At 63.7% G+C, this 14,599-nt stretch carries 1 protein-coding gene; it reads left to right on the top strand.

Translation table 11 applies throughout. The features are described from left to right. The first annotated feature begins 7 nt into the window (after window positions 1-7). Entirely contained in the window at window positions 8-14,551 is a 14,544-nt protein-coding gene (locus CD58_RS31870; RefSeq protein WP_419178841.1) for an amino acid adenylation domain-containing protein, read from the top strand. The last annotated feature ends 48 nt before the right edge of the window (window positions 14,552-14,599 follow it).

The raw sequence follows: 14,599 nt of genomic DNA, 5'->3' as shown, positions 1-14,599 counted from the left end.
GCCGGACATGTTGCCCCTGGCCGAACTGGACCAGAGCGCCATCGACCGGATCGTGGCCACGGTACCGGGCGGCGTGGCGAATGTGCAGGACATCTACGGGCTGGCGCCACTGCAGGAGGGGATTCTTTACCATCACCTTGCCGCAGAGCAGGGCGATCCCTACGTGTTGCAGGTGCTGTTCGGCTTCGACAACCGCGAGCGGGTGCAAGCTTTTGCCCATGCCTTGCAGAGCGTGGTGTCGCGTAACGACATCTTGCGCACCAGCATGGTCTGGCAAGGCCTGGAAGCACCGGTGCAGGTGGTATGGCGCCATGCGACCCTGGCCCTTGAGGAAATCGAGGCAGACCAGGCTGCGGACGACGTGGTGCAGCAGCTGCATGCACGCTTCGATCCGCGTCATTACCGTCTCGACATCGCCCAGGCCCCGTTGATGCGCCTCGCTTATGCGCAGGACGTGGCGAATCAGCGCTGGGTCGGCATTCTGTTGTTCCATCACATGGCGCTGGACCACACGGCGCTTGAGGTGGTGGTGCATGAAATGCAGGCCAGCCTTCTGGGCCAGGCGCAATTGCTCTCACCGGCTGTGCCATATCGCAACCACGTGGCCCAGGCACGGCTTGGGGTCAGTCGTGAGCAACACGAAGGGTTTTTCCGCGACATGCTGGGCGATATCGATGAGCCCACGCTGCCGTTCGGCCTGCAGGATGTGCAGGGCGACGGCAGCGGGATCGAAGAGGCGCATCAGGACGTGGACGCCGCGTTGGCTCAGCGCCTGCGTGCGCAGGCCCGTCAGCTTGGCGTGAGCGCGGCAAGCCTGGTCCACTTGGCCTGGGCACAAGTGCTCGGCCGGGTTTCGGGCCGTGAAGAGGTGGTGTTCGGCACGGTATTGATGGGGCGGATGCAGGGCGGCGAAGGGGCTGATCGGGCATTGGGCATGTTCATCAATACGCTGCCATTGCGCGTCAGCGTCGGTGCCCAAGGGGCCCGCGCCGGGGTCAGGGCGACCCACGGGCGGCTATCGGCCTTGCTGGGGCACGAGCATGCCTCGCTGTCCCTGGCCCAGCGTTGCAGTGGCGTGCCGGCCTCGCTGCCTTTGTTCAGCACCTTGCTGAACTATCGGCACAGTGCCGCCGCAGCGGTGTCCGACCATGCCGTCTCGGCCTGGCACGGCATTCAAACCCTGAGCATGGAAGAACGGACCAATTATCCGTTGTGCCTGAACGTGGACGACCTGGGCGAAGGCTTCAGGCTCACGACCCAGGCCGTGGTCGAAGTCGGCGCCCTGCGTGTCTGCGGTTATATGCACACCGCGCTGGAAAGCCTGGTGGCGGCGTTGGAGCAGACGCCTGACCTGGCGTTGCGCGAGTTGTCGATTGTCCCGGCGGCGGAGCGCGAACGGTTGCTGGTGAGATTCAATGCCACGCAAGGCGATTACCCGCAGGAGCAGACCATCCACGGGCTGTTCGAAGCCCAAGTGTTGCGCACCCCGGATGCCGTGGCGGTACGCCATGGCCGGCAACAGTTCAATTATCGCGAGCTCAACGGGCTCGCCAACCGCTTGGCCCATTACCTGCTCAAGCAGGGCGTGCAGCCGGATTCGCGGGTGGCGATCTGCGTCGAGCGTGGCATCGACATGGTCGTGGGCTTGCTGGCAATCCTCAAGGCCGGCGGCGGTTATGTGCCGCTGGATCCGGCGTATCCGCAGGAGCGGATTGCCTACATGCTCGAAGACAGCGCCCCGGCGGCGATCCTGGTACAAGGGGCTACACGTCGCTTGCTGGGCGAGACGACGGTGCCGGTGATCGACCTCGACAGGGGCGTCTGGCAGGATGAGTCAGCGCCCAATCCGCAGGTGCCGGGCCTGACCTCGTCGCATCTGGCCTATGTGATCTATACCTCGGGCTCGACCGGTCTGCCCAAGGGCGTGATGATCGAACACCGCAACACGGTGAACTTCCTGACTTGGGCGCACCGTTCGTTCGATGCCGAAACGCTGTCGAAAACCCTGTTTTCGACCTCGCTGAATTTTGACTTGGCTGTGTACGAGTGCTTCGCGCCGTTGACCTCCGGTGGCAGCATCGATGTGGTCACTAATGTGCTGGAACTGCAGCAGGGCGAACATGACATCACGCTGATCAACACCGTACCTTCGGCGCTCAAGGCGTTGCTGGAGTCGGGTGGAGTGGGTGAGGGGGTCGACACGGTCAACGTCGCGGGTGAAGCACTTAAACGTTCTCTGGTGGAAAGTCTGTTCGAACAGACCCAGGTCAAACGCCTGTGCAACCTCTACGGTCCTTCGGAAACCACGACTTACTCAAGCTGGGTATCGATGGCCCGCGAAGACGGGTTCGCCGCGCACATCGGCAAACCGATCGCCAACACCCAGTTCTACTTGCTGGATGAACACAAGCAACCGGTGCCAATGGGCGTACCGGGCGAAATCTACATCGGTGGTGCCGGGGTCGCTCGCGGTTATCTCAATCGTGATGACCTGACCGCCCAGCGGTTCCTCAAGGACCCATTCAGCAGCGCGCCAAACGCCCGGATGTACAAGACCGGCGACTTGGGCCGCTACCTGCCCGACGGCAACATCGAATACCTGGGCCGCAACGATGACCAGGTGAAGATCCGTGGTTTCCGCATCGAGTTGGGTGAGATCGAAGCCAAACTCGCCCGGTATCCAAACCTCAAGGAAGCCGTGGTCCTGGCTCGCGAAGACGTACCGGGCGACAAGCGCCTGGTCGCCTATTTCACCCAATACTCGCCAGACGAGAGGGTCGACATTGAAGCCCTGCGCACGCACCTGCAAGCGCAACTGCCGGCCTATATGGTGCCCGCCGCCTACGTACGCCTCGACGCACTGCCACTGACACCGAACGGCAAGCTCGACCGCAAGGCGCTGCGGGCGCCGGACCTTGACGCGGTGATCACCCGCGGCTACGAAGCCCCGCAAGGTAAACTTGAAACCACTCTGGCGCAGATCTGGCAAGACCTGCTGGGCTTGCCACAGGTCGGTCGCCATGACCATTTCTTCGAACTGGGTGGCCACTCGTTGCTGGCGATACAACTGATTTCCCAGGTGCGTCTGCGCCTGGGCGTGGAGTTGAGCCTGGCCGAGCTGTTCGCCCATCCCCAGCTCATGGGCTTGGCGCAGGCCGTGGCCCGGGCCGGGCGCAGCACATTGCCGGAGATCGTCCGGGTTGCCCGTGATGAAGACCTGCCCTTGTCGTTCGCCCAGCAGCGCCTGTGGTTCCTGGCACAGATGGAAGGCGCCAGCGCGGCTTATCACATGCCCGCTGGACTGCGTCTGCGCGGCGTGTTGGACCGCCTTGCCTTGCAGCGGGCGCTGGATCGCATTGTTGCCCGTCACGAGGCCCTGCGGACCTCCTTCGTGCAGGAACAGGGCGAGGAGGCAAGGCAGTGCATCGCACCTGCCGACGCCGGTTTCGCGCTGCTCCTGCATGATTTGTCCGGCCAGGCCGATGCCGAAGGCCAACTGCAGGTACTGGTGGCACAGGAAGCCACGCAGACCTTTGACCTGGAGCACGGCCCGCTGATCCGGGGCCGGCTGATTCGGCTCGGCAGCGAGGACCATGTGCTGCTGGTGACCATGCATCATATCGTTTCGGATGGCTGGTCCATCGGCGTGCTGATCAAGGAACTGGCGGCACTCTATGAAGCGTTCCGGCATGACCTGGAAGATCCGCTGCCTGCCCTGGCGGTGCAGTACAGTGACTACGCCGTGTGGCAACGGCGTTGGTTGAGCGGCGATGTGTTGCACACCCAGAGCAACTATTGGCAGCAGACTCTCGCCGACGCACCAGCGTTGCTGATGCTGCCCACCGATCGGGTGCGCCCGCCGCAGCAGGATTACGCCGGGGCTGCATTGCCGGTGACCTTTGACGCGGACTTGACCGCAAGTCTCAAGGCGCTGAGCCAGCGCCACGGCGTCACGCTGTACATGACGTTGATGGCCGCGTGGGGCGCATTGTTGAGCCGGCTTTCGGGCCAGGATGAAGTGGTGATCGGTTCGCCGGTGGCCAACCGCACACGGTCGGAAGTCGAAGGGCTGATCGGCTTTTTCGTCAACACCCTGGCGGTGCGCGTCGACGTCTCGGCAGCGCCGACGGTCGAAACCCTGCTGGCGCGGGTCAAGACCCAAGCCCTCGGCGCCCAGGCGCATCAAGACCTACCGTTCGAACAAGTGGTGGAACTGCTCAATCCGGTGCGTAGCCTGGCCCACAGTCCGCTGTTCCAGGCCATGCTGTCGTGGCAGACCCTGGACAGCACTGAACTGGTGTTGGGCGACCTGAAACTCGAAGGCCTGGGTGCGGCGAGCAACATCGCCAAGTTCGACCTGTCCCTGGAAGTGGGCGAGGTCCAAGGGCAGATGTTCGGCTCCCTCGAATACGCCACGGCGTTGTTCGACGAGGGGACGGTGCAGCGTTATCTCGGCTATTTCGAGCGCCTGCTGCGGGCCATGGTGGCCGGTGACCAGACCGTGATCGAACGAGTCGACCTGCTGGGCGAAGCTGAACGTAAACATTTGCTGGCAGGCCTCAACGCCACCCAGACAGCGTACCCCCGTGAGCAGACGATCCATCAGCTGTTCGAGGCCCAGGTCGTGGCACGACCGGATGCCACTGCGGTGGTGTTCGAGGGTGAGCGGCTGAGCTACGACGAACTGAACCGTCAGGCCAACCAGGTGGCCCATCACCTGATCGGGCTGGGTATTCGCCCGGATGATCGGGTGGCGATCTGTGTCGAACGCGGTATCGACATGCTGGTCGGCTTGTTGGCGATCCTCAAGGCCGGTGCCGGCTACGTGCCACTCGATCCGGCGTATCCGGCCGAACGATTGGCCTACATGCTAGCCGACAGTACCCCGACGGCGCTGTTGACCCAGGGTGAGCTGCAAGGACGTCTGCCGGCGTTGGCAGCGCCGGTGGTGTTGCTGGATCACGACGAACGTGCCGTTTGCGGCATTGCCGCCGGGCCTGATGACAACCCGATCGTTGCGTCCCTGAGCGCGCGCCACCTGGCCTACGTGATCTACACCTCGGGCTCCACCGGCAACCCCAAGGGGGTGATGATCGAACACCGGGGCCTGGTCAACTACTGCGTCGATGCGGTCCGGCTGTTCGGCCTGACACCGGCCGACACCGTGCTGCAACAGAACACCCTGAACTTCGACCTGTCGGTGGAAGAGATCTTCCCGACGCTGCTTGCCGGCGCCACCCTGGCGCCCACCCGGCAGCTGTTTGGCAGTGCCGAGCTGCAAAACAATGGCGATATCCGCCCGACCTTCCTGCACCTGACGGCTGCCCATTGGCACACCCTCGCGGCCGAGTGGCACAACACGCCGGCCCTGGCTCGGGACCATTTGTGCGACGTGCGGCTGATCAACGTCACCGGCGATGCCTTGTCGACGCAAAAATTGCAGATGTGGGACGCGGTTCGCCCGGCGCATACCCGGTTGATCAACACCTATGGCCCGACCGAGGCAACGGTGTCATGCACCGCCGCTTACATGGAACATGTCGCGGCCGGTGACGCTGTCGGCAATGCCAGCATTGGTAGACCGATGGCCAACACCCGTATTTACCTGCTCGATGCACACCGTCAACCGGTGCCGTTCGGGGTCACGGGGGAAATTTTCATCGGCGGCGAGGGGGTGGCGCGTGGTTACTTGAACCTTGACGCTATCAGCGCCGAGCGTTTCCTGGCCGACCCTTTCAGCGACCAGCCCGGTGCCCGCCTGTACAAGACCGGCGACCTGGCCCGCTATCGTCCGGACGGACGCCTTGAGTACCTGGGCCGCAACGACTTCCAGGTCAAGGTCCGGGGATTCCGGATCGAACTGGGCGAGATAGAGGCCCGGCTGGGTCATTGTGTCGAGGTCAAGGAAGCGGCGGTGATCGTGCGCGAAGACACCCCAGGCGACAAACGCCTGGTGGCCTATGTGGTGCCGCAGGCCGAAGCGAGCCTGGACGTCGCGGCCCTGCGTGCGCAGCTGTCGACGCAACTGGCCGAATACATGCTGCCGAGCGCGTTCGTCAGCCTGGCCGAGCTGCCGCTGACACCGAACCGTAAGCTTGATCGCCAGGCGCTGCCGGCGCCCGATGGCGAGGCCTACGCCAGTCGCAGCCATGAAGCGCCTCAGGGCAGCACTGAAATCGCCCTGGCGCAGATATGGCAAACGATGCTCAAAGTCGAGTCGGTGGGGCGCCATGATCACTTCTTCGAACTGGGTGGCCATTCATTGCTGGTGATGCGCTTGATTGCCCAGGTGCGTGAACAACTGGGTGTGGAGTTGAGCCTGAACGATGTCTTTGCCCAACCGCAGTTGAGCGCGCTGGCCCAGGTGCTCTCCCAGGCGGCCCGTAGCACCCGGCCAGACATTGTGCCGGTGTCCCGCGAGCAGGCATTGCCGTTGTCTTTCGCCCAACAGCGCCTGTGGTTCCTGGCGCAGCTGGACGGCAGCAGTGCGGCGTATCACATCCCCACGGGCCTTCGCCTGCGGGGTAAGCTGGATGTCCCGGCGCTCACTCGCGCACTGGACCGCATCGTGGCCCGCCATGAGGCCCTGCGCACCACCTTCGTGCAGGAACCGGGACAGGAAACGGAGCAACGCGTTGCCCCGGCTGACAGTGGTTTCGCGTTGCAACAGCAGGTCCTGGCGGGGCGTCCTGACGCTGAAGCCGAGCTGTTGAACATCGCTGAAGAAGAGGCGCGCCAAGCCTTCGACCTGGCCCGCGGCCCACTGGTACGTGGCCGACTGATTCGTATGGCTGACGATGACCACGCGCTGTTGGTGACCCTGCATCACATTGTCTCGGATGGTTGGTCCGCCGATCTGCTGACCCATGAGTTGGGCGTGCTGTACGAGGCGTTCAGCCAGGATCGGGATGATCCGCTGCCGGTCTTGCCGATCCAGTACGCCGACTATGCCCTCTGGCAACGACGCTGGCTCACGGGTGAGGTCCTGGACACCCAGGAGCGCTACTGGCAGCAAACCCTGGCCGACGCCCCGGCGCTGCTGTCGTTGCCGACCGACCGGCCACGGCCTGCACAGCAAGACCACTCAGGCAGTGCGGTGGGCATCGTTTTCGACGAAACCCTGACCCAAGGCCTCAAGGCGTTGAGTCAGCGCCATGGCGCCACGTTGTTCATGACGGTCATGGCCGCCTGGGCCACGGTGCTCAGTCGCATGTCTGGCCAGGACGACGTGGTCATCGGCACGCCGGTGGCGAACCGCATGCAGTCGGAGGTTGAAGGCCTGATCGGCCTGTTCGTCAACACCCTGGCGCTGCGCGTCGATGTCGCGGCCGAACTGACGGTCCAAGGCTTGCTGCAACAGGTAAAGGCCCAGACCTTGGGCGCCCAGGCGCATCAGGACTTGCCGTTCGAACAGGTGGTGGAGGTGGTCCGGCCATTGCGCAGCCTGTCCCACAGTCCGGTATTCCAGGCCATGTTGTCGTGGCAGAACAACGAAACCACCGGGTTGGAACTGGGTGATATGTCCCTGCAAGGGCTGGGCGTGACCAGTCGCACCGCGAAGTTCGATGTGTTGCTGGACGTGGCGTTGATCGATGGGCGCCTGTTCGGTTCGTTGGAATACGCTACGGCGCTGTTCGACCAGGCCACGATGGAACGCTACCTCGGCTACCTGGAATGCGTGCTGCGCGCCATGGTCGCCGACGAGTTGGCCCTCGTAACGCAGATTCCGCTGCTGGGTGACAGCGAGCGCCAGCACTTGGTGCAAGCGTTCAATGCCACCACGGTCGATTACCCGCAAGGGCTGACCTTGCACGGTTTGTTCGAGGCACGTGTTGAAACCTGCCCGGACGCGATAGCCGTGGTGTCCGACGAAGAACAACTGAGCTACGCGCAACTGAATCGTCGCGCCAATCAGATCGCCCATCGCCTGATCGCCCTGGGCATCCGCCCGGACGACCGTGTGGCCATCTGCGTGGAGCGTGGCGTGGACATGGTGGCCGGCCTGCTGGGCATCCTCAAGTCCGGCGCGGCGTATGTGCCGCTCGACCCGGATTATCCGCTGGAGCGCCTGGCCTACATGCTGGAAAACAGTGCGCCGACGGTGGTGCTGACCCAGCGTGCCTTGCAGGCCAGCCTGCCGAGTACCGCTGCCCGGGTCATGCTGTTGGACGCGGCCGACGAGGAGGGTTTCTCGGCGCAGCCAACCGACAATCCGTCGGTTGATGGCCTGCATGCCAATCACTTGGCCTATGTCATCTACACCTCGGGCTCCACCGGCCTGCCCAAAGGCGTGATGAACGAGCACGGCGGGGTGGTCAACCGTCTGTTGTGGATGCAGGACGAATACGGTTTGAGCGCCGCGGATGCCGTGCTGCAAAAGACCCCGTTCAGCTTCGACGTGTCGGTGTGGGAATTCTTCTGGCCGCTGTTCAGCGGCGCGCGGCTGGTGATGGCCCGTCCTGGTGGGCATCGCGATCCGGCGTACCTGCGCGACGTGATCCAGGCCCAGGGCATCACCACGTTGCACTTTGTGCCGTCGATGCTCGATGTGTTCCTGGCCCATGGCGAGGCGAGCGAGTGCGAAGGTCTGGTGCGGGTGATGTGCAGCGGCGAGGCCTTGCCGGGGCATCTGGTGCGGCGCTTCAAGGCGCAACTGCCGCAGACCGGCCTGTACAACCTGTACGGCCCGACCGAAGCAGCGGTGGATGTGACCGCGTGGGACTGCGCGGGCGCCGATACACCGGACAGCACGCCGATCGGCAAGCCGATTGCCAACACGCGGATCTACCTGCTCGATGCCCATCGACAGCCAGTGCCCATGGGCGTGGCCGGGGAAATTTATATCGGCGGGGTGCAGGTGGCGCGGGGTTACCTGCACCGTCCGGAATTGACTGCCGAGCGCTTTCTCAAGGATCCGTTCAACAGTGCTCCGAATGCGCGGATGTACCGCACCGGGGATCTGGGTCGCTACTTGCCGGACGGCAACATCGATTACCTGGGGCGCAACGACGACCAGGTGAAAATCCGCGGCTTCCGCATCGAGTTGGGCGAGATCGAAGCGCGGCTGGCGCAACACGACGCGGTGAAGGAAGCCGTGGTGCTGGCCCGTGAAGAGGAGCCCGGCGAGAAACGCCTGGTGGCCTATTTCACCGCGCATTCCGCCGATGAGACTGCCGACATCGAAACCCTGCGGGCTCACCTGCAAGGGCAATTGCCTGAATTCATGGTACCGAGCGCCTATGTGCGGCTCGACGTCTTGCCCCTGACGCCAAACGGCAAGTTGGACCGCAAGGCGTTGCCGGCACCGGACCTGGCTTCGGTGATTACCCGGGAATACGAAGCACCCCAGGGCACCGTCGAAACGACGCTGGCGCAGCTTTGGGCCGAATTGCTCCAGGTCGAGCGGGTGGGGCGTCACGACCACTTCTTCGAGCTGGGCGGGCATTCACTGTTGGCGGTCACGTTGATCGAACGCATGCGCCAGGCGGGCTTGAGCGCCGATGTCCGGGTGCTGTTCGGCCAGCCGACGCTGGCGGCCTTGGCGGCGGCAGTAGGAAGCGCGACGGAGATTGTCGTGCCGGGCAACGGTATTGTTCCAGGTTGCGAGCGGATCACACCGGACATGCTGCCCCTCATCGATCTGTCTCAAGGCGAAATCGAGCAGATTGTCGCGACGGTGCCCGGCGGTGTGGCGAACATCCAGGACATCTACGCCCTGGCGCCGCTGCAGGAAGGGATTCTGTATCACCACCTGGCTTCACAGCAGGGCGATCTCTATCTGCAACAGGCCACGTTCAATCTCAAGGATCGGGCCCGGCTGGATGCCTTTGTCAACGCCTTGCAAGGTGTCATCGACCGGCATGACATCCTGCGTACCGGCGTGCTCTGGGAAGGCCTGCGCGAACCGGTCCAGGTGGTGCTGCGCCAGGCGCAATTGGTGCTGGAAGAGTGTGTTTTCGATCCGGGCCGTGACATTGCCGGGCAACTGTTGGAACGCTTCAACCCGCAACACATGCGGCTCGATGTACGCCAGGCCCCGCTGATGCGCATGGCGTTTACCCATGACGTCGCCAACCAGCGCTGGATCGCCATGCTGCTGTTCCATCACATGGCCCTCGATCACACCGCGCTGGAAGTGGTGCAGCACGAGATGCAGGCGCACCTGCTGGGCCAGGCCGATCAACTGGGTGAAGCGGTGCCGTTCCGTAATTACGTGGCCCAGGCCCGTCTGGGTATCAGCCGTGAGGAACACGAAGGGTTCTTCCGCGAAATGTTAGGCGATCTGGACGAGCCAACGCTGCCGTTCGGCTTGCTGGACGTGCGTGGCGATGGCAGCGATATCGAAGCGGCCGGGCTGAATCTCTCTGCCGACCTGAGTCGCCGTCTGCGGGCCCAGGCCCGCCAGTTGGGCGTGAGCGCCGCGAGCCTGCATCACCTGGCGTGGGCGCAAGTGCTGGGACAAGTGTCCGGCAAGCAGGACGTGGTGTTCGGCACCGTGCTGATGGGTCGGATGCAGGGCGGCGACGGCGCCGACCGTGCGCTGGGGATGTTCATCAACACCTTGCCGCTGTGGGTGGATGTCGGTAGCCAAGGCGTGCGTGACGGTGTGAAAGCCACTCACGCCCGCCTGACCGAGTTGTTGGGCCACGAGCACGCCTCGCTGGCCTTGGCCCAGCGTTGCAGCGGCGTAGCCGCACCGATGCCACTGTTCAGCGCCTTGCTCAATTACCGCCACAGCGCTTTCCAGACGGTTTCGAGCGAAGTCCTGGCTGCCTGGGACGGCATCGAGACCCTGGGCAGTGAAGAACGCACCAACTACCCGCTGACGTTTTCGGTGGATGACCTGGGCGAAGGCTTTAGCCTTTCGGCGCTGGCCGTGCCGCAGATCGGTGCGCAGCGGATGTGCGTCTACATGAACATTGCCTTGGAGCATCTGGTGCAAGCGCTGGAACAGGCGCCGCAAACGCCGTTGAACAGCGTATCGATCCTGCCGTCTGCCGAGCGTCGCCAGTTGCTGGTGGATTTCAACGCCACCACGCGTCGCTATCCGCAGGACAGGACCGTCCATGGCTTGTTCGAGGCCCAGGTCAAGGTGCGGCCGGATGCCATGGCCGTCGTGCACAACGAAAACCACCTGACTTACGCCGAGTTGAACACTAGGGCCAATCGCCTGGCCCGTCATCTGATCGGCCTGGGGATTCAACCGGGCGATCGGGTGGCGATTGGGCTGCAGCGTTCGATTGAGTTGCTGGTCAGCCAGTTGGCGATCCTCAAGTGTGCCGCCGTCTATGTGCCGTTGGATGTCAGCGCGCCTCTGGAGCGCCAGCAGTTCATGGTGCAGGACAGCGGGGCGCAAATCCTGTTGGCGCTGAGCACGGCTACGGTGCCTGACAACACGCTGCGAGTGGACCTGGATACCGTCGCGCTGGACGAAGCTGGCGACGACCTTGACCTGATGCAAAGCGCCGAATCGGTCGCCTACGCCATGTACACCTCGGGTTCTACGGGCACACCGAAGGGTGTGCTGGTGCCACACCGGGCGATCAATCGCCTGGTGATCAACAACGGTTATGCGGACTTTAACGCCGGGGATCGGGTGGCCTTTGCCTCCAACCCGGCGTTCGATGCCAGCACCCTCGACGTCTGGGCGCCGTTGCTCAATGGCGGCTGCGTTGTGGTGGTCGAGCAGGATGTGCTGTTGTCCCAGGAGCGCTTTGCTGCACTGTTGCGCGAGCAATCGGTCAGCGTGTTGTGGATGACCGCCGGCCTGTTCCATCAGTACGCGGCTGGTCTGATGACGGTGTTCAGTCAGTTGCGCTACCTGATCGTGGGCGGCGATGTGCTTGACCCAGCGGTGATCGGGCGTGTCCTCAAGGACGGCGCACCGGCTCATCTGCTCAACGGTTACGGCCCAACCGAAGCCACCACCTTCACCACCACTCACGAAATCCACAGCGTGGGCGAGGGCGGAATCCCGATTGGCCGGCCCATCGGCAACACCCGCGTCTATGTCTTGGACGTTAATCAACAGCCAGTACCCATCGGCGTGGCGGGCGAGTTGTACATCGGTGGCGACGGCGTGGCGAAGGGGTATCTGAACCGTCCCGAGCTGACCGCCGAGAAATTTATCGCCGACCCGTTCAGTGCCGATCCGGAGGCCTTGCTCTACCGCACCGGCGACTTGGCGCGCTGGCGCGCGGATGGCACGGTCGATTACCTGGGGCGTAACGACGACCAGGTGAAGATCCGTGGTTTCCGTATCGAACTGGGGGAAATCGAAGCCCGGCTCGCCGAGCATGACAACGTCAAGGATGTGCTCATCCTGGCGCGTGAAGATGCCCCTGGGGAGAAACGCCTGGTGGCCTATTTCACCCTGCGCGACCCGGATGTCGCGGCGGAGATCGAGGCGCTGCGGGCCCACCTGCACGCGCAGCTGCCGGACTACATGGTGCCGGCAGCCTATGTGCGACTTGACGGGCTGCCACTGACCGCCAATGGCAAGCTCGATCGCAAGGCGTTGCCGGCACCGGACCAGGAGGCCGTTGTCAGCCGCATCTACGAAGCCCCGCAAGGCGAAGTCGAAACCGTGCTCGCGCAGATCTGGCAAGACTTGCTGGGCCTGCAACGGATCGGTCGGCATGACAACTTCTTCGAATTGGGCGGGCATTCACTGTTGGCGATTCGCTTGGTGGGGCTGTTGGCCCAAGCCAACCTGACGGTGTCGCTGGCCGAGTTGTTCCAGCACGAGAGTGTCGCGTCGATGGCGTCGCTGCTGCAGACCCGCTCCACCGATGTCCCAGTGCAGGAGGCTTTTGTGCCGGTGCGCACCACCGGCCAGCAGAACCCGCTGTTCCTGGTGCATGAGTTCAGCGGCCTGGATCTTTACTTCCCGGCACTGGGCAAGCACATCGACCCGGATGTTCCGGTCTATGGCCTGCCGGCCATCCCGTGGGGCGAGCCACAGCTGCAAACCATGGAATGCCTGGCCTCGCGGCTGGTGGGCATCATCCGTTCGGTCCAGCCCCAGGGTCCCTATCGCCTGGCCGGCTGGTCGTTCGGTGGCGTGCTGGCTTACGAAATCGCGATCCAGCTCATTGGGCTGGACGAAGAGGTCGAGTTCGTCGGCCTGATCGACAGCTACCTGCCTCGGCTGGTGGACCAGGGTAGAGAGCGCTGGTCACCGGACGAAGCCCACAAACGGCATTTGCTGGACCGTTGCGAGGTGTTCTGGAAGGCTTCGACAGTGGGCGAGGCAGACCTCGCAGCGGTCCTTAGCAAACTGGCTCATCTGCTGGCTCAACTGGGCGACTTCGAGTTCGAAGGCCTGGTGCAGCGGTGTGCTGACGAAGGTCTGTTGCCGGCTGAACTGGCGGGCTACAGCGCGGGCCAGCTCTGGCATTACCTGGATCGCGAGGTCGCCCACGGTCATGCGCTGGCCCATTATTCGGTGTATCCGATCTCTGTGCCGGTGCACCTGCTGGTCGCCGAGGAACGCAAGGACGATGCGCCCGAGCATTCCGGCTATCTGGGGTGGGACGCCGTCCTGCCGAAGACACAGATGCATTGCGTCAAGGTTCCGGGCAACCACCAGACGATGATGCAGGCCCCCCAGGTCAAGGCATTGGGCCAGGCCATCGACGATGCACTGCGTACCGTCGCATCGCGTCCGGTGAGGTTGTCGAGGAGCAGTTACCAGCCGCTGTTGACGATCCAGGGCGGGCGCGCTGACCGGGCTCCAATCTTCTGTGTGCCGGGCGCAGGCGACAGCGTGACCGGCTTTATCGGGCTGACCGATGCTTTCGGCCCGGACTGGCCAATCCATGGGCTACAGCCCCGCGGGCTGGACGGCAGCACGGAGCCTTTCAGCCTCGTGGAAACCGCCGCCCAGGCGTACCTCGAAGCGATCGACAGGGTGCAACCGGAGGGGCCGGTGCATCTGCTCGGTCATTCCTTCGGTGGCTGGATCGTGTTCGAAATGGCGGCTCGCCTGCATGCCCGTGGCCGCAAGGTGGCCTCGTTGACGCTGATCGACAGTGAGTCGCCAGGTGGTAACGGTGTGGTGGGCAAGCCGTATACCGCGACGGGGGTCTTGAAGCGGTTGATCGAGGCGATGCAGTTGGCTTCCGGCAAGTCCCTGGGTATCGATGCCACGGTCTTCGGTGCCCAGGACGATACCGCCCAGATGCGCTTGCTGCATGCCGGCATGGTCCGCGCCGGCATGCTGCCGCAGCGTTCGGCGGTGGACTCGATGCGCGGTCCGGCGCGGGCCTTTGGCACGGCCTTGCGTACGGTTTATCAGCCTCAACATCAATACACCGGGCCGGTGCGGCTGGTACTGGCGAATGATCCAACCCTGGACACAGCCGGTAACAAACGCGAACAGGAACAAATGATCGAAGGATGGCGCAAGCATATCCCCGACCTCAGTATCTGGTACGGTCCGGGTAACCACTTCACGATCCTCAAGGCCCCTCACGTACACAACCTGGCAGCCTGGTGGCAGGACAGCCTTCCCATGCTCGATGAGGAGGCCGCCAGTGATTGCGTCTAGCCGTCCTTTCTTCGCGCGTATCCACGGAACCCGGCGCCACACTGGCCG

The sequence above is a fragment of the Pseudomonas brassicacearum genome (assembly GCF_000585995.1).
Lineage (GTDB): Bacteria > Pseudomonadota > Gammaproteobacteria > Pseudomonadales > Pseudomonadaceae > Aquipseudomonas > Aquipseudomonas brassicacearum_A.
This window is presented reverse-complemented; position numbering and strand designations above follow the sequence as displayed.

What these genes read in the sequence shown, in the direction of transcription:
- CD58_RS31870 (WP_419178841.1), top strand. Translation starts at nt 8, where the DNA reads ATGTTGCCCCTGGCCGAACTGGACCAGAGCGCCATCGACCGGATCGTG.